The sequence below is a fragment of the Caballeronia sp. TF1N1 genome, from assembly GCF_022878925.1.
Classification (GTDB): domain Bacteria; phylum Pseudomonadota; class Gammaproteobacteria; order Burkholderiales; family Burkholderiaceae; genus Caballeronia.
Genome location: NZ_CP084627.1, coordinates 942,813 through 960,667, shown reverse-complemented (window position 1 = coordinate 960,667; position 17,855 = coordinate 942,813). Strand labels below are relative to the sequence as shown.

The window sequence follows — 17,855 nt, the reverse complement described above, 5'->3', positions numbered from 1 at the left end:
CGCACATGTCGGCGGATGTGATCGTCGTCGGCGCGGGCATCGTCGGCGCGGCGTGCGCGGCGGAACTGGCTGCGCGCGGGCTTGTGGTCGATGTCGTGGATGCGCGGGGTATCGGCGGCGGCGCGACGGCGGCGGGCATGGGGCATATCGTCGTGATGAACGATTCCGCCGCCGAATTCGCGCTGACCCGCGCGTCGCGCGACTTGTGGCTGGCGCTCGCGCCGCACTTGCGCGAACGCGACGCCTTCGTGCGATGCGGCACCGTCTGGGCCGCCGAAGACGACGAGGAACTCGACGCGGCGCAAACCATGCACGATGCCTTCGCGGCAGGCGGCGTGCGCGCGCATTTGCTCGATGCGACCGGCTTGCGCGAGGCGGAGCCATCGCTGAGTCACGCGCTGCGAGGCGGCGTTCTCGTCGATGACGACGCCATCGTCTATGCGCCCGCAGCCGCGCAATGGCTGCTGACGTGCTCCGAAGGCGCCGCGCGCATTCGCGTCGTCACCGGCTGCGCGGTCGCTGGCGTCGCCGCGACCGACAGCGCCGCGAGCATCACGCTTCGCGGCGGCGAGCGGTGTCACGCGGCGCATGTGGTCGTCGCCAACGGGATTGCGGCGGCGGAGTTGATCGATGGCGTGTCACTCGAAGCCAAGAAGGGACATCTGCTGATCACGGATCGTTATCCGGGCACGATCAGGCATCAGGTGGCGGAACTCGGGTATATCAAGAGCGCGCATCACGCGCGCGGCGTGTCGGTGGCGTTCAACGCGCAGCCGCGGCCGACGGGACAGATTTTGATCGGCTCTTCGCGGCAGTTCGGCAATGTCGATCCGGCCATCGATGCCCGCGTGCTCGCGCTCATGCTCAGACGCGCGTCGCGGTTTTTGCCGGGCATCGGCGCGCTCAACGCGATTCGCGCGTGGACCGGTTTGCGCGCGGCGACGCCGGACGGCATGCCGCTGATCGGCCCGGCGCGGTATGCGGGCGATCGGTTGTGGCTTGCGGCCGGGCATGAAGGGTTGGGCGTCACGACTTCGCTCGGCACGGCCGCGTTGCTGGCGGATCAGATTCTCGGCGCGATGCAAGCGCCTTACTCGGCTGCGTTTTCGCCGCAGCGGTTTGCGCGGGAGCCTGTCGATGGTTGAGAGCGCGCGCTTGCCGCTTGCGTGGCCGCTTTGGCTTCGCAAGCTTGCAAGCAGGAATGCCTCGACGATTGCTGCCGGGCGTGTCGCCATCGACGGCGAAGCGCCGGGTCCACTCGCGCTCTTACAAGATCGTCCAGATGGCTGAAACCGTCCGCATCTTCATCGACGGTGAAGCGCTCGACGTCGCCGCTTTCACCACCATCGCCGCCGCGCTCGCGATGCGCTCGATCGGAGGCACGCGCCGCTCCGTTTCGGGCGAGCCGCGCGCCGCGCTCTGCGGAATGGGCGTCTGCCAGGAGTGCCGCGTCGCCGTGGCGGGCCGCGCGCATGTGCTCGGCTGTCAGACGTTGTGTGACGAAGGCCTCGTCATCCAGACGATGGCGACGCCGCGATGACGCCCGAAATGTTCGATATCGCGATCGTCGGCGCGGGGCCGGCGGGGCTCGCGGCGGCGCAGGAGGCCGCGCGCGCGGGCGCGCGGGTCGCGCTCATCGACGATAACCCGCGTCCCGGCGGTCAGATCTGGCGGCAGGGTCCGCAGGCAGCGCTCGCCGATCCACTTCGTCACTGGCTCGCCGATATCGCCACGCGTCCGAATCTCACACGCTTGAGCTCGACCAAAGTGGCCGCCGTCTCCGGCGACAAGCGGCTCCTGCTGGAGCAGCAGACGGCATCGCTCGAAATCGCCTGGTCGAAGCTGATTCTCGCGACCGGCGCGCGCGAGCGTCTGTTGCCGTTCGAGGGCTGGACGTTGCCCGGCGTCACGGGCGCGGGCGGCTTGCAGGCACTCATCAAGAGCGGGATGCCGGTGCGCGGGCAGCGCGTCGTGGTGGCGGGAAGCGGTCCGCTACTGCTCGCCGCCGCCGATACCGCGCGCCGTCACGGCGCCGAAGTTCTCGCGGTCATCGAGCAGGCGCGTTTTGGGCGCATTGCGCGTTTTGTCGCGTCACTTGCGGTGACGCCCGCGAAGCTCGCGCAGGCCATGGCGCTTGGGACGGCTGGCTATCGGACGGGCGGTGTCGTCGTGAAGGCGCACGGGCGTGAGCGCGTTGAAGCGGTCACGATCCGCACTGGCAGTCGGGAGCGAATCATCGAAGCCGATCGCATCGCGTGCGGTTACGGGCTCGTGCCGAATACGACGCTCGCGCAGGCGCTAGGCTGCGCATTCGCCGATACCGCCGCCCTTTGCATCGACGACACTCAGCGCACTTCGCTCGATGCGGTGTTCGCCGCCGGAGAATGCACGGGCATCGGCGGCATGGAACTGGCGCGCGTCGAAGGATTGATTGCGGCGCGCGCGGCGCTGGGGCTCGCCATCGACATGCGTCTCGTGCGCGAGTGCAGGCGCTGGCGTGCGTTTGCCGGGCGCGTCGAGCGCGCTTTCGAGCTGGGTGTTGCCGCACGCACGCCGCCATCCGCCGATACGCTCATATGCCGCTGCGAGGACGTGCGCTTTGGCGACGTCGCGGCGCATGCCAATTGGCGCGATGCGAAACTGCAGACGCGCTGCGGCATGGGCGCGTGCCAGGGACGTATTTGCGGCGAGGCGGCGTCGGTGTATTTCGGCTGGGAACGCCCGATGACGCGTCCACCGTTCGCGCCGGTTCGCATCGGTACATTGATGGCGGAACTCGACGAAGGCGCGGTGGATTGAGGTCTTGGCGGCCGATGAACCGCGTACTAGCGTGATGAAGCCGTGCCGCGATACGCTTCACGCCAACGCCAACGCCAACGCCAACGCCAACGCCAACGCCAACGCCAACTTCAAGAACCGACGCCCGCTCACGCATGAGCCGCCATGCGAGACAGACGCCACGCTCAATTTTGTCCCGATGCACGCGCTCCTATAATCACCCGCATCGCGTTCAAAGTCAGCCCAACCGAAAACGCATGCCAACCTCGCCCGGCCTTCCCGACGAAGAATCCGCAGCCGATGCCTCGCCTGCATCGACGCTCGGCGCCATGCTCGCGCACTTCGCGCTGCTCGCGCCGGTGTTCGACGCGATGCCCGACATCGTGTTCTTCGTGAAAGATCGCCACGCGCGCTACGCGATGGTCAACCGCACGCTCGCGCGCCGCTGCGGCCACAAGGACGACAAGTCCGCGCTGCTTGGCCGAACCGCCGAGGACGTTTTTCCGAGCCGCTTCGGGCGCATCTATACGGCGCAGGATCAGGCGATCATCGCGCAGGGCACTCAGCTCATCGATCAACTCGAATTGCATCTGTATCCCGGCCGCGAGCCCGGCTGGTGCATGACCTGCAAACAGCCGCTGCACGATGCGACGGGCAAAATCGTGGGTCTCGCGGGTATTTCGCGCGATCTGCAAGCGGCCGAAGGCACGCATCCGGCCTATAGCCGGCTCGCGGCGGTCGTGCAGCACATCCAGGAAAATTTCGTGCAGCCGCTCAACATGCGGCAACTCGCGCAGATGGCGAACATGTCGATCGCGCAGCTCGAACGATATTTCCACAAGGTCTTTCACCTGACACCGCGCCAGGTATTGCTGAAGACGCGGCTCGATGCCGCCACCGCACTGCTCGTCTCGAACGACAACAAGGTGACGGACGTGGCAGCGTTATGCGGCTACACCGATCACAGCGCCTTTACGCGGCAGTTCAAGGCGACGGTCGGAATTACGCCGACGGAATATCGCGCGCTGTTGCAGACGTCGCAGGCGCCGCAGCCGTCTTCCACGCGCCCCGATTCCGCCGCGAACCTAAATGTCTGACGAGAAATCGGGGCATGGCTGCGGTTTTAATTACACGGTCGTGCGGCTTTACCGGCCGGTGCGCCACTAGAAAAACGCTGAAACCGCCACCAGTCAAGGGTCTGCGGGCGACGCCGCAGACCGGTCCGGTTCTTGCTCGATTTCGGTGCGCCGAGACCGGCATTACCCCCGTTGTTCCGGCGCGAGACATACTGCGCGGCATTCCGCACCGGTGCACGCGCAGCATAGAACACGGTGCGTTCGGAATTCCCGCCGCGTTTTCTTGTCAACGTATGCTTGGTGCGCGCAGTCGACGCAAGGTTGCCCAGGCAGTCAGGAGCGGCGAGCCGTGGAGACCGTGCGCGAGAATTCCGTTTTAGGCAGTCGAAAAGAACATCATGAACGAAGTAGCAAGACTGGGGCACACGCGGATCGTGCTGGTCGAAGACGATCCCGAAAGCAGGGCATCACTGCAAATTTTGCTGGAAGAAGAAGGCGCCGATGTGATCGCCGTAGCCGACGCCGAAGACGGCGCGGAAGCCGCGATCCGGAATCTTCCCGATGCGGTGATATGCGATCTCGACCTTCCCGGAATGGACGGTTTCTACCTCGTGCAACGTTTGCGCGACCACGAAATACGGGGCAATCTCCCGCCTTCCGTGGCCATCGCGCTGACAGGACACGACGGCGACGAATACCGATTACGAAGTATCGGCGAAGGATTCCAGCATTTCATGACGAAGCCCGCGCATCCCGATGAACTGGTGGCGCTGATTCAAGACGCGCTGTCGGCACGTGTGGTGACTTGAATTCGCGTTTGTCTTGCGCGAGCGGCGTCGGCTGCAAGCGCAAGACAGCGGGAAAAGGCAGGCGATAAGCGGCTACGAGCGGTCGCGATTGCGGGCGCGCGTTGCGCCGGTAATGACGGCGATGCCGAGCAGGATGACGGCTACGATGGCGATCGTATGTTGCGACACGTGCATGGCAACGAGCCCCCACGCTACGCCGCCGATGAAAATCAGCCAGCCCACCAGATAAATGATCAGCGTCACGGTTTCTCCTGTTGTCCCTGTGTGCGTGTGAAAGAGATGCGCCCTCGGGCGCGCGGACATTATCCTTCGACGTATGCTCGCGTGGTGTCGGCTTGCAAGTCGCATACCAACGCTCACGATAACAATACGAGGCAACAGCGTGCTCACCGTCCATCACCTCAATAATTCCCGCTCGCAACGCGTCCTCTGGATGCTCGAAGAACTCGGCATCCCGTACGAGCTGAAGCGTTACGAGCGCGATCGCAACACCATGCTCGCGCCGCCCGAACTACGCGCCGTGCATCCGCTCGGCAAGTCGCCGGTCATCACGGATGGCGCGCAGACCATTGCCGAATCGGGCGCCATTCTCGAGTATCTCGTCGATCGCTACGGCGAAGGGCGTTTTTCGCCGCCGCATGGCGCATCGCCGGAACGCGTGCGCTTCAACTACTGGATGCATTACGCCGAAGGCTCGGCCATGCCGCCGTTGCTGCTCAAGCTCGTGGCCTTGCGCATCGGCAGCGCGAAGATGCCGTTCTTCGTGAAGCCGATCGGCCGCCGGATCGCGCAGACCATGCAGACCAGTTTCATCGATCCGCAATTGAAGCTGCACTTCGGTTATATCGAAAGCGAACTCGCGAAGTCCGAATGGTTCGCGGGCGACACCTTCAGCGCCGCCGACGTGCAAATGAGCTTTCCACTCGAAGCCGGCAGTCAGCGCGCGGGCGCGAAGAGCCTGCCGCATGTGCGCGCGTTTCTCGAACGCATTCACGCGCGGCCTGCATATCAGCGTGCCCTCGAGCGCGGCGGCCGTTACGATCTCGCGGGATAGCGTCGGATAGCGCCCGACGCTTCGGCGCGCGCCGTTGCGTACAATGAAGCGCGACTTCATCGCAGATGCAACCAAGCTCCAAGGCAAGCATGGCTCGAATCGTTCCCGACGACTGGAAGAACCTGGAAGCAACCGGCGCAGCGGCCCGCGAGCTCGAAACGCTCGCGCTGCTGGAAAAGCTGCCCGAGGACTACACGGTGTATCACGGCGTGCACTGGACGCGCGTCAACGAAGGCTTCTCCGTCTTCGGCGAAGCGGATTTCGTGGTGGTCGCGCCATCGGGCCGCGTGCTGATGATCGAGCAGAAAGCCGGTTTCCTGCGCGAGACCAGCGCGGGGCTCGTGAAGGTCTACTTGCAGAAGGAACGCAACGTCGCCATTCAACTCGCGCGCACGCTGGAAAATCTGCACCGGCGCTTCACGGCGGCGTTCGGCGCGGGAACGTATCGCATCGAGGAACTGCTGTATTGCCCCGACTACACGGTGAAGGACGCGGCCATTGCCGGCGTGCCGCCCGGACGTATCGTCGATGCAAGCCGCAAGGCGCAACTGCCGAAAGTCGTGCTGGAGATTCTGCCGCCCGACGAGCCGCGCTTCGAGTCGGCCGCGCGCATCCATCACTTTCTCGCCGATGAACTCTCGCTCACGCCCGATACCAACGCGCTCGTCGGCGCAGCCAACACGCTCGTCACGCGCCTTTCAGGCGGTTTGGCGACATGGGCGCGCCGGCTGGAGTTTTCGCCGTTTCGCTTGCGCGTGATCGCAACCGCCGGCGCGGGCAAGACGCAACTCGCCGTGCGCGTCATGCGTGACTCGCTCGCGGCGGGCAAGAGCGTGCTGTACGTATGCTTCAACCGGCCGCTCGCGGATCATATCCGCGCGATTGCGCCGAAAGAGGCGAGGATCGCGAATTATCATCAGCTGAGCGCCTCGGTGGCGCGCGATGCCGGCAGTCCGCCCGACTTCTCCCAGCCCGATGTCTTCGCGACGCTCGAAGAACGCTTCGCCGCCGTGCCCGTGCCCGAGCACTGGAAGACGGATGTGTTGATCGTTGACGAAGGGCAGGATTTTCAGCCGGGATGGGTCGAACCGCTGGAACGGTTGCTGAATCCGGACGGCGCGTGGTGGTGGCTCGAAGATCCGATGCAGAACCTGTATCTGCGCGAGCCCGTGCCGCTGCCTGGCTGGACCATTCTGCGCGAGACGACCAATTACCGCAGTCCGCGCGATCTTCTGGGCTTCATCCGCAAGATCGTCGGTCCGGGCGCGCGGCTGGATGCGGGCAGTCCGTTCGATGGCTCGGACGTGACTATCGCCACCTACGAGAACGGCCATTCCGACGAAGTGATCGAGGCGACCAAGCGCGCCATCACGCAGGCGCTCTCGCTCGGCTTTCGCAAGCAGGACATCGCGGTGCTGTCGTTTCGCGGGCGCGAGGGTTCGGCGCTCACGCCCGTCGATCATCTCGGGCCGCATCGGTTGCGCGCGTTCACCGGCACGTACGATCTGTTCGGCAATCCAGAATATCGCGAGGGCGACGTGCTGCTCGAATCGATCTATCGCTTCAAGGGACAATCCGCGCCGTGCGTGATCCTCACCGAAGTCGACTTCGACGTGCTCGATGAACAAGCCGCGCGCAAAGTCTTCGTCGGCGCGACGCGCGCGACCATGAAGCTGATCGTGGTCGCGTCGGAGCGGGCGGCAGCCGCCATCGAAACGCTGCCATAAAGCAATGTCCGTCATAGCCGCCAAACCTGCCGCGCCCGGCATGCCCGGAAGGCCGTGGTTTCGCCGTTTCTGGTACGCGGCGCTGATCGTGCTCGCGGTGGCACCGCCTATCGGCGCGGTCGGCTACATGCTGTATTCGGGGCTGTTGGCGCGCGATTCGCATCGCTTCGCGCTGCCTTACGACGGTCTCTATTGGGACGCGGCGCAATTTCAGATCGACTACGAGCGTTTCGAGAGCCAGGTGCTGCTGTTCCGTGGCGGAATCGATGAAGACGCCGATGCCGTGCGCGCAAGCTACCGGCAGCTACGCGCGCGGCTGAAGCAGGTCGCGGAATCGAACGATCTGCTCGCCGGACACGACACGCTGCGCAATCGTCAGCAGGAAATTCTCCGGCAGATCGATACCGCGCTCGGCTCCGTCGAAACCGATGTCGAGGCATTGCGCGCCGACCATCAACGCACGCTGCGCACCATCGGCGTGTTGCGGCAGAACGCGCCCGCCGTCGCGGAACTCGCGAGCGGCCGGCGTCTGATGGAAATCGTCGGGCGCGATTCCGTGGTGCGCGACTTCGAAAAGAAGCGCACGTATCTGATCTACGGTGGCATTCTGCTTGGGCTTTTATCGGCGGCGGCCACGGCGCTATTGCTGTTCAACGGCTACCGGCGCACGCGTCTCATCGAGCAGCAACGCGCCGCGCTCAGCGCCGAGCATCAGGCGACCCGCGCCGCGCGCGAGGCGGGCGTCGCGAAAGACACGTTCCTCGGCATGATCAGCCACGAACTGCGCACGCCGCTGCACGCCATCGTCTCGTCGGTCGAGCTTCTCGGGCTGAATCTGCGCGCCGAGGCGGATCGCAAGATCATTCAGCGGCTCGAAGCAGGCGCGCGCCATCTCGAAGCGCAGATGCGCGATCTCACCGACTACGCGCGTCTCGGCGCGGGCAAGCTCGAACTGCGCATGGCCGTGTTCGATCCCGCGGAACTGCTCGATTCGATCGTCGATGCCAACACGCCCGCGGCCAACGCGAAAGGTCTTGCGTTACGCGGCGGATTCGAAGGCGCGCGCGGGCCGCTCGAATCGGACCCGCATCGCGTGCGGCAGATCGTGACCAACCTCGTGACCAACGCCGTCAAATACACGGAGGCAGGTTCCATCGACGTGCATTTCGTGCGCGCCGACAAGCGCCTCGACATCTCCGTGGTGGATACCGGACCCGGCATCTCGCGCGAACAATTGCCGCTCATCTTTCAGGAGTTCACGCAACTGGATTCGTCCAGCACGCGGCGCTTCGACGGCGCGGGCATGGGTCTCGCGGTCGTGCGCGGCCTGGTGAATTTGCTGGGCGGGACGATCGAGGTATCGAGCGAAGTCGGGCAGGGCGCGGCGTTTCGCGTGAGTCTGCCGGCGGTATCGGTGGACTACTTGCCGGAGCCGCGCGATGAAGCAATAGAAACGCCCGCCAGCGGCAGATCGCGCGTCCTCGTGATCGACGACCACGAAGCGATCCGCGATTCATTAACGGAAATGCTCACGCACCTGGGTTATTGGACAGTCGCAATGCCCGATGTGGACAGCGCGCTCGCATGGCTGCGCGCCAACGACGCCGATGTGATCCTCGCCGACCTGCACATGCCGGGCAAGGACGGCTACTCGTTCGCCAACGAATACCGTGCGCGCCTTTCGCCGGGCGCGAGCGTGCCGATCATCGCGGTGAGCGCCTACGCGCCGGAACTCGTCGACCCGCGCGCGGCGATTCTCTTCTTCGATTATTTGCTGAAGCCCGTGCGCTATGACGTGCTGAAAGGCGCCGTGCACCGCGCCGTGACGGTGCGGCGGCGCGCGGCGTGAGCGGACTCAACTACGCAAAAGCCGCTTGGAAAGATCCGCGACGAGAATGCCGAGCCGCGCCGGTTTTTCGAAACACGTCACGTTGTAGTCGCGAATCACCTGGCTGATTTCGGACTCGCTCGCCTTGCCGGTGGTTAATTCGCCTGTCAGCACGAAGATGGGCGCATCCGGATTGTCCGACTCGCGCACGTCGCGGATGGCGCCGGCTGACGTGTGTACGCCGAACAGCCAGTCGATCACCACGGCATCGAACACCTGCACTTGCAGCGCTTCGTGGAACGCGTCGAGCCCGTAGTAAGCCATCGCCGTGAAGCCGCTGAATTCCAGATAGTCGTGCAGATTGTCGGCGGAAGCGTGATCGTCGTCGACCACGGCGATGATCGGCTTCTCGATATCCGCGCGGCGCGGCAGGATCTCGATCTTGTGGACGTCGAACGCTTCGTGAAGCAGCACGCCTTCGTGACGCGAGACGATCCAGCGGTTATTCAGCTTCTGCGCGATGAAGTCGGGCCGGCTGCCCGCGTCCAGCGCATTTCCGACCCACGTCATGCAGGGAATTTCCAGCGAGCCGATCTTGAGCACCGCGTCGTGCGCCGTGCCTTCACTCTCGTCGGCGCGCGTGTCGATGGGTTCGAAGAGCTTGAGCGCGGCTTCGTCGAACGCGTCCGCGACCTTGCGAATTTGCGCGAGCGTCCACGGGCTATTACCGCGCAGTTTGCGGTGCCCTTGCGAAAAACTCAGGTCGAGGATGCGGCACAGTTCCGCGGTTTGCTGCCGCTTGCCAATACCGTGGCGGGCCATGAGCTCACGCACGCGCTCAGCGACGGCGAGCGATTCCGATGAAGACGTTTCAGTGACCATACAGCCAAATGCGTAGAGGGGTGTCGACAAGGAAGCGGTTCGCGCGAGGCAAGACGCCTGAGTGCCACATTGTAAAGGGCGCGGCTAAGCGAACTCAAAACGGACCGGCGGACGATCGACAATGAGCTTGCATTTTACTTTCGTGCGATTGCTGCCGTCGTTCGTTGGCGCTCATTGAAGATCGTGGTTTACGAAGCGTGCGTAAGTGTTGCCGATCGACCCGCCAGGGGCGTCGGATCGGCGTCGCGAGCCGCGACGCTCGATTGCGCAACAGGCATCGGTTGCGGCGGTTTCAGGCGAAGGCGGGCGCGGTTTGGCGCGCGGATTTTTGCGCGACGGGCATTTCATCGAGCAGCGTGGAAAGCTGGCTTTCGGCGTCGCGTCCACTGAATTCGCGCAAGGTGGCAAGCAGCGTGCGCCACGGCGCGGGCCAGCGCGTCTCGCGGACGCAATGTCCGGTTGCATCTGTGATGCGCAGTAGTGTGGTGTCAGGGAAGTACGTGAGCGTGACGGGCATTCCGTCGAGTACGCAAGTGGCAGTGCAGGCTTTCGGTGTGAACATGCTTTCTTATGTGAGTAATGTTCGGGCGCGGCCCGATTTATCGTCTGGTCAATGCGACCGTGAAGGGCGGGAGCAATGCGCGTTCCCGACGCCGGTTGCGAACGCTACTTGAACATTCGGAATCGGCTCCATCTTAAAAAGTCGCTTCGATAGTTAAACGGCGTTTTGCGAAGTTGGGGATAAGTTGGCCGAGATTATCGCTTTATACTGCGACGTAGCCAGTTTAAGGAGTTTCTCGTGTTCGTCGCCATTCTTCTCTTTAGCCCAATCGGTATCGCCGCTTTATTTGCCTTTGCCATGTTCGCCGACCGCGCCTTTCACGACCAGCACTTGGAAAGGTCTGGGACTGCAGTCCACCCCGAGACACCTCGGCGCATGTTCAAACTTCGCTCACGCGACGCAAAACCTGCTCGTCGATAAGCCAGCCGATCCGCTTTCGCTATCGAACGATTGCCCTTTCGAATTGTTGCGCTATTGCCGTGGGACTATAGTGCGTCTCACGGCATTCATTTCTTGCATGAATGACGCAACAACAAGGAGACGAAAGGATGAACCGGATCGATCTGGCGGGCCGCACGGTGGTTGTAACAGGCGGCGCGCGCGGCATTGGCCTCGCGGTGGCGGAACGGGCGCTCGAATCGGGCGCGGATGTCGTGCTGTGGGACGTCGATGGCGAACGGCTGCAACGCACGACTGCGGAACTCTCCGCCAAGCACGAAGACCGCAAGGTGAGCGACGCAGTCGTCGAACTCACCGATGAAGCCTCCATCGAGGCGGCCGTCCAGAAAGCGCTCGCCGCGCACGGCCATATCGATGTCCTCGTGAACAACGCAGGCATCACCGGCGGCAACGGCACGACCTGGGAACTCGCTCCCGATGTCTGGCGCCGCGTCGTCGATGTCAATCTGATCGGGCCGTATCTCACTTGCCGCGCCGTCGTTCCGCACATGCTGAAGGCGGGTTACGGGCGCATTGTCAACGTGTCGTCCATCGCGGGCAAGGAAGGCAACCCGAACGCCTCGCACTACAGCGCGTCGAAGGCCGGGCTGATCGGGCTCACCAAGTCGCTCGGCAAGGAACTCGCGGGCAAGGGCATTCTCGTCAACGCGGTCACGCCGGCCGCCGCCAAAACCGAAATCTTCGATTCGATGTCGCAGCAGCACATCGACTACATGCTGTCCAAAATCCCGATGAACCGCTTTCTTCAGCCGCAGGAAGCCGCGTCGCTGATCCTCTGGCTCTCGTCGGAAGACTGCGCGTTCAGCACGGGCTCGGTGTTCGATCTGTCGGGCGGACGCGCGACTTATTGATATCGCCGTGATTGCTCGATCGCCATCATAAAAAAGCAAGGCGACCTGGAGAGAGACATGAATGACTCCGTTAGCGCGGAAGGCGCCGTCACGTCCCGCGTGATGCGCCGGCTGCTGCCGTTTCTGCTGCTCATGTATGTGCTCGCATTTCTGGACCGCGCGAACATCGGTTTCGCGCAGAAGGCGCTGCAGCAGGACACCGGCCTCACCAATGCCGCGTTCGCGTTCGGCGCGGGCGTGTTCTTCGTCGGCTACGCAATCTTCGAGGTGCCGAGCAATCTGCTCTTGCATCGCGTGGGCGCGAAGCTGTGGATGTGCCGCATCGTGGTGACGTGGGGTCTTGTTTCGGCGGCGATGTCCTTCGCGCACAACGCCACGACCTTCTACACGTTGCGCTTTCTGCTCGGCGTGGCGGAAGCCGGATTCTTTCCCGGCATCGTCTATTACCTGACGCGCTGGTTCCCGCAAAGCGCTCGGGCGCGTGCGCTCGGCGTGTTTTACTTCGGCGCGCCGCTCGCGTTCATCTTCGGTGCGCCTTTGTCCGGATTGCTGCTGGACTTGCACGGCGCGCTCGGCTTTTCGGGCTGGCAATGGCTCTTTCTGGTCGAAGGCTTGCTCGCGTCGATCGTCGGTGTCTGGGCGTTCTGGTATCTCGACGACGACCCCGCCCGCGCACGCTGGCTCACTCAGGATCAACGCGCGCTGCTCGTCGCGCGTCTCGATGACGACGCCCGCAACGCGTCATCGCACGGACCGCGTGGCGTGCTGGCGGCGCTCATCGATCCGCGCGTGCTGGTCTTGTGCTGCGCGTATTTCCTGATCCAGGCAGCCGTCTATGGCGTGGTGTTCTATCTGCCGCAACAAGTGTCCGCGCTGCTCGGAACCAAGGTCGGCTTTCGTGTCGGACTCGTGACCGCGTTGCCTTGGGTGGCGGCCGTCATCGTCACGTGGATCATGCCGCGTTATGCGGATCGCACCGGCAAGCATCGCGTGTGCGCTATCGCGTTGCTCGTGATGTCGGGCGTCGCGATCGTCGTGTCGGGCATCGCGGGAACGCCGGTGGTATCGCTTATCGCGCTGTGTTGCGCCGCGAGCGGATTCATCGCCGCCCAGCCGCTCTTCTGGACGTTCCCGACGCGTTATCTCACTGGCGCGGCCGCGGCGGCCGGCATCGCGCTCATCAACTCGTTGGGCGGGCTCGGCGGATTCTTTGCACCGATGGCCCGCACCGCCGCCGAAGCCGCATTTCATTCGACCAGCGCCGGACTCATGGTGCTCGGCGCGGCGAGCGTCCTGGCCGCGCTCGTGATCGTCGCCTTCGTGCGCGTGCCGCAGCGCGACGCCTCGCGCGATGCCCGCGCCAAACCCGCCAGCGCATCCTGAACAACAACGCCTTCAAACGGAGACAGAAACTCATGTCCATGCCCACCATTCGCCAAGTGCGCGCTTTCACCGTTCGCGGCGGCGGCGCCGATTATCACGATCAGGGCGCGAACCACTGGATCGACGATCACATCTCGACGCCGATGGCGCGTTATCCCGAGTATCGCCAGAGCCGTCAGTCGTTCGGACTGAACGTGCTCGGCTCGCTCGTCGTGGAGATCGAGGCAAGCGACGGCACGGTCGGCTTCGCGGTGACGACGGGCGGCGAGATCGGCGCATTCATCGTCGAGAAGCATCTGGCGCGCTTCCTCGAAGGGCAGCGCGTGACGGATATCGAAAAGATGTGGGATCAGATGTATTTCGCGACGCTGTACTACGGGCGCAAGGGTATCGTGCTCAACGCGATATCGGGTGTCGATCTGGCGTTGTGGGATCTGCTCGCGAAGGTGCGCCAGGAACCCGTGTTCCAGTTGCTCGGCGGCCCGGTGCGGGATGAACTCCAGTTCTATGCAACCGGCGCGCGGCCGGATCTCGCCAAGGAGATGGGTTTCATCGGCGGCAAGATGCCTTTGCAGCATGGACCGGCCGAAGGCGAGGAAGGGCTCGCGAAGAACATCGCCAAACTGGCCGACATGCGCTCGAAAGTCGGTGACGACTTCTGGCTCATGTTCGACTGCTGGATGAGCCTCGACCTCAACTACGCGAAGCGCCTCGCGAACGCGGCGCGCGAGTATGGCCTGAAATGGATCGAAGAGGCGCTGCCGCCCGACGATTACTGGGGCTATGCCGAACTGCGCCGCGCGGTGCCAGGCGGCATGATGGTGACGACGGGCGAACACGAAGCCACGCGCTGGGGTTTTCGCATGCTCTTCGAGATGGGCTGCGCGGACCTCGTGCAGCCGGATGTCGGCTGGTGCGGCGGCATCACGGAGCTCATCAAGATTTCGGCGCTCGCGGATGCGCATAACGTGCTCGTGGTGCCGCACGGTTCGTCGGTGTATAGCTATCACTTCGTGGTGACGCGTCACAACTCGCCGTTCGCCGAGTTCCTCATGATGGCCGAGAAAGCCGATCAGGTCGTGCCGATGTTCACGCCCTTGCTGCTCGACGAACCCGTTCCGGTGAACGGCCGCATGAAGGTGCCGGAGACGCCGGGCTTCGGCGTGCGGCTGAATCCCGAATGCGCGTTGACGCGTCCGTACACTCATTGAAGGAAACGTTCATGCTGTTGAAAGACAAAGTGGTGATCGTGACGGGCGGCTCGCGAGGCATCGGCCGGGCGATCGCGCTGGCGAGCGCGCGCGAAGGCGCGAACGTCGCGATCAACTATTGGGGCGACAACGACAAGTCGTACGGCAAGGGCTACGCGGTCGAGTCGATCCTGCGCGAGATCGAGGCGCTCGGCCGTCGCGCGATTGCGGTCGAAGGCAATGTCGCCGAACACGAGACCGGCCGCGAACTCGTGCGCCGCACGGTGGACGCCTTCGGGCGCGTCGACGTGCTGTCGAGCAACGCGGGCATCTGTCCGTTCCATGCGTTTCTCGACATGCCGCCATCGGTTTATGAAACCACGGTCGCGGTGAACCTGAACGGCGCGTTTTACGTGACGCAGGCCGCGGCGAATCAGATGAAGGATCAAGGCACGGGCGGCGCGATCATCGCGACGAGTTCGATCAGCGCGCTCGTCGGCGGCGGCATGCAGACGCATTACACACCGACCAAGGCGGGTGTGCATTCGCTGATGCAATCGTGCGCCATCGCGCTCGGACCTTACGGCATCCGCTGCAATTCGGTGATGCCGGGCACCATCGCCACCGACCTCAACGCCGAAGACTTGTCCGATACGGAAAAGCGCGCCTATATGGAAAAGCGCATTCCGCTCGGAAGACTCGGTGAACCGGACGATGTGGCGCAGTGCGTCGTGTTTCTGGCATCGGATCGCGCGCGTTACGTGACGGGCGCGTCGCTGCTCGTGGATGGCGGTCTCTTCGTCAACCTGCAGTGACCGCGAGCGACGACGCCGAATACTTGCGCAACAGCGCGATGAAGTATTCGGCGGGTTCGGAGAGCGTCTCGAACTTGCGGCGCAGCAAGCCGAAGCCCGACAGGCTCTTGCCGATTTCGATGGGCAGTTCCACCAGCAATTGCGCGCGCAGATAATCGCGCACGACGGATTCCGGCAGCATTGCGACGGCGTCGCTGTTTTGCAGCAGTTGCAGCGTCGCGAAGATGGACGCGCATTCCACGATATCGGCAGGCGTGGTGAGCCCGGCACGCGCGAGTTCTTCCTCGAAGAGATGACGCGCGGGACTCGTGATCGGCTGAAGGATCCACGGCCAGCCGACGAGTGTATCGAGCGCGAGCGTCGTCTTCGAAACGAGTGGATGTCTGGCGCGCACGACGAGCCGCATAGCTTCGCGCGCAAGCGGTTCGAAATCGAAGTCGTTGTGCTGCAAAGGCGTGGTGAGACGGCCGAGCGCGAGATCGACTTCGCGGCGATGCAGCAGTTGCACGACCTGGTCGCTGGTTTCGCCGAGGATGCGCACGTTGAGCAGCGGCCGCTCCGACTTGAGTTCGGTGACGGCCATGGCGAGCACGTCGGGCGCGGCGCCCATGATCGCGCCGACCGTGAGTTGGCCATGTCCGCCACGGCGTTTGTTGTCGAGGTCGTCGGCGAAGCGGGTGAGGTCGGCAAGCGAGCGGCGCGCGTAGGCGAGCGCGGACATGCCGAGCGGCGTTGGCTGCATGCCGCGCGCGTTGCGCTCGAAGAGCAGGAAGCCGAACGCTTCCTCGATATCGGCCAGCATGCGGCTCGCGCTCGGCTGCGCGACGTTGATGGCGTCGGCGGCCTGGTGCAGATTGCGCGCGTCGTCGAGCGCGACGAGCAGCGCCAGATGCTTGAATTTCAGGCGATTGACGAGCGCCACCTGTGAGACGTTCTGATTCATTGTCGGTCCGCGGTGATGCAACGCAGTAGCTTCAAACCGATACGCATTTGCGATCGGCCAATCCTTCTTTCGGATTGTCGTGTTATCGGTCGGCGAATTATAGTCGCAGCACAACGAGCCGCGAACATTCGGGCTCACTAAACAAAATCAGGCGGTCCGCCATGGAGACAATGGCATTTCGCATGACCCTGAAGCCGGGCATGCGCGAGGAATACGAGAGGCGCCATCGCGAGATATGGCCCGAACTGGCCGATGCGCTCGTTGCAGCGGGCATCCGCGACTACTGGATTTTTCTCGACGAAGCAACCGGACATCTGTTCGCCACCTACAAACGCACCGGCACGCATTCGACCGACGCGTTGCCGCACTTGCCCATCATGCGCAAATGGTGGGACTACATGGCCGAGCTGATGGAAACGCATGCGGACAACGCGCCTGTTGCCGTGCCGCTTGCGCCCGTCTTTCATCTTCCGTAATCGCGCATTTCCAAGCTCGTGAGGAACACCATCATGCAGGTCGTCGATCCGCATATCCACTTGTGGGATTTGTCCACGCATCACTATCCGTGGCTGGCGAATCCGCAGACATCGTTCGTCGGCGACGCGCGCGATTTGAAGCATGACTATCTGCTCGCCGATCTGTTGCGCGATGCCGGCGACATCGAAGTGCTGAAGATCGTGCACGTCGATGCGAACCACGATCCCGCCGATCCCGTCGAGGAAACGCGCTGGCTGCAAGGACTCGCCGACGACACAGGCCGCGGCATGCCGAACGGCATCGTGGCGGGCGCGGATTTATCGGCCGACGATGCGTCCGCCGTGCTCGAAGCGCACGCGGCCTTCGCCAACACGCGCGGCATCCGGCAGATTCTCAACGTGCATGAAAATCCGTTGTATGACTACGTCGGGCGGCACTTCATGCACGAGCCTCGGTGGCGCCGGAACTTCGCGTTGCTCGAGCGCTTCGGCATGTCGTTCGACTTGCAGCTTTATCCGTCGCAGATGAACGATGCCGCGCAACTCGCGCGCGAACATGCAAACACGCAGTTCATCGTCAATCATGCGGGGATGTTCGTGGACCGGTCTTCGGTCGAAGGATATCGCGCGTGGCGCGACGGCATGCGTGCGCTCGCGGCTTGTCCGAACGTCGCGGTGAAGCTGAGCGGCTTCGCCATGCTCGATCACGAATGGACAGTGGAGAGCTTCCGGCCGTATGTGCTCGAAACCATCGATACCTTCGGCGTCGGCCGCGCGATGTTCGCATCGAACTTCCCGGTCGACAGGCTTTTCGGTACTTACAAACAGCTGTGGAACGCCTACGCGCAAATCGTGAGCGACGCGAGCGACAGCGAAAAGCAAGCACTATTCGTGCGTAATGCGGAGCGGATTTACCGCATTTGATAGCAACGTTCGAAGACCGGAACTGGCGTCGGACTTGATCGAAGGCGTCGCGTGAAACTCGCGTAAGCGCTCAGGCGCAACGCCAAGGTCCACGGCGT

18 protein-coding genes are annotated in these 17,855 nt (G+C 63.7%); 14 read left to right on the top strand and 4 right to left on the bottom strand.

Going from position 1 to position 17,855, the window contains the following annotated elements; translation table 11 throughout:
* The first annotated feature begins 5 nt into the window (after positions 1-5).
* The 5 genes from LDZ28_RS18405 to LDZ28_RS18385 all read left to right on the top strand — a co-directional run bounded on the left by LDZ28_RS18405 (position 6) and on the right by LDZ28_RS18385 (position 4,663).
* Positions 6-1,145 (top strand): FAD-binding oxidoreductase, encoded by a 1,140-nt coding sequence (locus LDZ28_RS18405; protein WP_244829712.1) that lies wholly within the window; start codon positions 6-8, stop codon positions 1,143-1,145.
* 137 nt (positions 1,146-1,282) lie between these two features.
* Positions 1,283-1,540, top strand: coding sequence for a 2Fe-2S iron-sulfur cluster-binding protein (locus LDZ28_RS18400; protein WP_244829711.1), 258 nt, complete (start codon positions 1,283-1,285; stop codon positions 1,538-1,540).
* Positions 1,537-2,799: an FAD/NAD(P)-binding oxidoreductase gene (locus LDZ28_RS18395; RefSeq protein ID WP_244828433.1), complete on the top strand. Its 1,263-nt coding sequence runs from the start codon at positions 1,537-1,539 to the stop codon at positions 2,797-2,799. The genes LDZ28_RS18400 and LDZ28_RS18395 overlap by 4 nt, the downstream gene beginning before the upstream one ends.
* A 236-nt stretch (positions 2,800-3,035) precedes the next feature.
* Entirely contained in the window at positions 3,036-3,875 is an 840-nt protein-coding gene (locus LDZ28_RS18390) for an AraC family transcriptional regulator (RefSeq protein WP_244828432.1), read from the top strand.
* Positions 3,876-4,252: 377 nt separating this feature from the next.
* Positions 4,253-4,663, top strand: a complete 411-nt coding sequence (locus tag LDZ28_RS18385; protein WP_244828431.1) for a response regulator — start codon at positions 4,253-4,255, stop codon at positions 4,661-4,663.
* A gap of 72 nt (positions 4,664-4,735) precedes the next feature.
* On the opposite strand, the gene LDZ28_RS18380 is transcribed toward LDZ28_RS18385, so the two are convergent.
* Positions 4,736-4,906 (bottom strand): hypothetical protein, encoded by a 171-nt coding sequence (locus LDZ28_RS18380; protein ID WP_244828429.1) that lies wholly within the window; start codon positions 4,904-4,906, stop codon positions 4,736-4,738.
* 139 nt (positions 4,907-5,045) lie between these two features.
* Between LDZ28_RS18380 and LDZ28_RS18375 the strand changes: the two genes are divergently transcribed.
* The 3 genes from LDZ28_RS18375 to LDZ28_RS18365 all read left to right on the top strand — a co-directional run bounded on the left by LDZ28_RS18375 (position 5,046) and on the right by LDZ28_RS18365 (position 9,293).
* Positions 5,046-5,717 carry a glutathione S-transferase family protein gene (locus LDZ28_RS18375; RefSeq protein ID WP_244828428.1) on the top strand — a complete coding sequence of 224 codons (672 nt, stop codon included), beginning with the start codon at positions 5,046-5,048 and terminating at the stop codon, positions 5,715-5,717.
* Positions 5,718-5,806: 89 nt separating this feature from the next.
* On the top strand, positions 5,807-7,444 hold the full coding sequence (locus tag LDZ28_RS18370; protein WP_244828427.1) for an ATP-dependent helicase: 1,638 nt from the start codon (positions 5,807-5,809) through the stop codon (positions 7,442-7,444).
* Between the two features lie 4 nt (positions 7,445-7,448).
* Positions 7,449-9,293: an ATP-binding protein gene (locus LDZ28_RS18365; protein WP_244828426.1), complete on the top strand. Its 1,845-nt coding sequence runs from the start codon at positions 7,449-7,451 to the stop codon at positions 9,291-9,293.
* A gap of 6 nt (positions 9,294-9,299) precedes the next feature.
* On the opposite strand, the gene LDZ28_RS18360 is transcribed toward LDZ28_RS18365, so the two are convergent.
* Both LDZ28_RS18360 and LDZ28_RS18355 read right to left on the bottom strand, forming a co-directional pair.
* Positions 9,300-10,154 carry a helix-turn-helix domain-containing protein gene (locus LDZ28_RS18360; protein ID WP_244828425.1) on the bottom strand — a complete coding sequence of 285 codons (855 nt, stop codon included), beginning with the start codon at positions 10,152-10,154 and terminating at the stop codon, positions 9,300-9,302.
* A 292-nt stretch (positions 10,155-10,446) separates the two neighbouring features.
* A complete protein-coding gene (locus tag LDZ28_RS18355) occupies positions 10,447-10,716 on the bottom strand; it encodes a hypothetical protein (protein ID WP_244828424.1) in 270 nt (89 codons plus the stop codon).
* Between the two features lie 548 nt (positions 10,717-11,264).
* Between LDZ28_RS18355 and LDZ28_RS18350 the strand changes: the two genes are divergently transcribed.
* The 4 genes from LDZ28_RS18350 to LDZ28_RS18335 are packed head-to-tail and all read left to right on the top strand — an operon-like array spanning position 11,265 to position 15,414.
* A complete protein-coding gene (locus LDZ28_RS18350; protein WP_244828423.1) occupies positions 11,265-12,026 on the top strand; it encodes an SDR family NAD(P)-dependent oxidoreductase in 762 nt (253 codons plus the stop codon).
* A gap of 57 nt (positions 12,027-12,083) precedes the next feature.
* Positions 12,084-13,409, top strand: a complete 1,326-nt coding sequence (locus tag LDZ28_RS18345; protein ID WP_244828422.1) for an MFS transporter — start codon at positions 12,084-12,086, stop codon at positions 13,407-13,409.
* A 32-nt stretch (positions 13,410-13,441) separates the two neighbouring features.
* Positions 13,442-14,620, top strand: a complete 1,179-nt coding sequence (gene rhmD / locus LDZ28_RS18340) for an L-rhamnonate dehydratase (protein ID WP_244828420.1) — start codon at positions 13,442-13,444, stop codon at positions 14,618-14,620.
* A gap of 11 nt (positions 14,621-14,631) precedes the next feature.
* Positions 14,632-15,414, top strand: a complete 783-nt coding sequence (locus LDZ28_RS18335) for an SDR family NAD(P)-dependent oxidoreductase (RefSeq protein WP_244828419.1) — start codon at positions 14,632-14,634, stop codon at positions 15,412-15,414.
* On the opposite strand, the gene LDZ28_RS18330 is transcribed toward LDZ28_RS18335, so the two are convergent.
* The gene (locus LDZ28_RS18330; protein WP_244828417.1) at positions 15,401-16,357 is read right to left on the bottom strand and encodes a LysR family transcriptional regulator; all 957 of its coding nucleotides are present in this window, start codon (positions 16,355-16,357) and stop codon (positions 15,401-15,403) included. The genes LDZ28_RS18335 and LDZ28_RS18330 overlap by 14 nt on opposite strands.
* A 161-nt stretch (positions 16,358-16,518) precedes the next feature.
* Here LDZ28_RS18330 and LDZ28_RS18325 point away from each other — a divergent pair, with 161 nt between their 5' ends.
* Both LDZ28_RS18325 and LDZ28_RS18320 read left to right on the top strand, forming a co-directional pair.
* Positions 16,519-16,833 (top strand): L-rhamnose mutarotase, encoded by a 315-nt coding sequence (locus tag LDZ28_RS18325; protein WP_244828416.1) that lies wholly within the window; start codon positions 16,519-16,521, stop codon positions 16,831-16,833.
* Positions 16,834-16,866: 33 nt separating this feature from the next.
* Positions 16,867-17,757 (top strand): amidohydrolase, encoded by an 891-nt coding sequence (locus tag LDZ28_RS18320; RefSeq protein ID WP_244828414.1) that lies wholly within the window; start codon positions 16,867-16,869, stop codon positions 17,755-17,757.
* Positions 17,758-17,855: the final 98 nt, after the last annotated feature.

What these genes read in the sequence shown, in the direction of transcription:
- LDZ28_RS18360 (WP_244828425.1), bottom strand. Translation starts at nt 10,154, where the DNA reads ATGGTCACTGAAACGTCTTCATCGGAATCGCTCGCCGTCGCTGAGCGC.
- LDZ28_RS18355 (WP_244828424.1), bottom strand. Translation starts at nt 10,716, where the DNA reads ATGTTCACACCGAAAGCCTGCACTGCCACTTGCGTACTCGACGGAATG.
- LDZ28_RS18395 (WP_244828433.1), top strand. Translation starts at nt 1,537, where the DNA reads ATGACGCCCGAAATGTTCGATATCGCGATCGTCGGCGCGGGGCCGGCG.
- LDZ28_RS18390 (WP_244828432.1), top strand. Translation starts at nt 3,036, where the DNA reads ATGCCAACCTCGCCCGGCCTTCCCGACGAAGAATCCGCAGCCGATGCC.
- LDZ28_RS18320 (WP_244828414.1), top strand. Translation starts at nt 16,867, where the DNA reads ATGCAGGTCGTCGATCCGCATATCCACTTGTGGGATTTGTCCACGCAT.
- LDZ28_RS18400 (WP_244829711.1), top strand. Translation starts at nt 1,283, where the DNA reads ATGGCTGAAACCGTCCGCATCTTCATCGACGGTGAAGCGCTCGACGTC.
- LDZ28_RS18385 (WP_244828431.1), top strand. Translation starts at nt 4,253, where the DNA reads ATGAACGAAGTAGCAAGACTGGGGCACACGCGGATCGTGCTGGTCGAA.
- LDZ28_RS18405 (WP_244829712.1), top strand. Translation starts at nt 6, where the DNA reads ATGTCGGCGGATGTGATCGTCGTCGGCGCGGGCATCGTCGGCGCGGCG.
- rhmD (WP_244828420.1), top strand. Translation starts at nt 13,442, where the DNA reads ATGTCCATGCCCACCATTCGCCAAGTGCGCGCTTTCACCGTTCGCGGC.
- LDZ28_RS18335 (WP_244828419.1), top strand. Translation starts at nt 14,632, where the DNA reads ATGCTGTTGAAAGACAAAGTGGTGATCGTGACGGGCGGCTCGCGAGGC.
- LDZ28_RS18365 (WP_244828426.1), top strand. Translation starts at nt 7,449, where the DNA reads ATGTCCGTCATAGCCGCCAAACCTGCCGCGCCCGGCATGCCCGGAAGG.
- LDZ28_RS18345 (WP_244828422.1), top strand. Translation starts at nt 12,084, where the DNA reads ATGAATGACTCCGTTAGCGCGGAAGGCGCCGTCACGTCCCGCGTGATG.
- LDZ28_RS18330 (WP_244828417.1), bottom strand. Translation starts at nt 16,357, where the DNA reads ATGAATCAGAACGTCTCACAGGTGGCGCTCGTCAATCGCCTGAAATTC.
- LDZ28_RS18350 (WP_244828423.1), top strand. Translation starts at nt 11,265, where the DNA reads ATGAACCGGATCGATCTGGCGGGCCGCACGGTGGTTGTAACAGGCGGC.
- LDZ28_RS18325 (WP_244828416.1), top strand. Translation starts at nt 16,519, where the DNA reads ATGGAGACAATGGCATTTCGCATGACCCTGAAGCCGGGCATGCGCGAG.
- LDZ28_RS18370 (WP_244828427.1), top strand. Translation starts at nt 5,807, where the DNA reads ATGGCTCGAATCGTTCCCGACGACTGGAAGAACCTGGAAGCAACCGGC.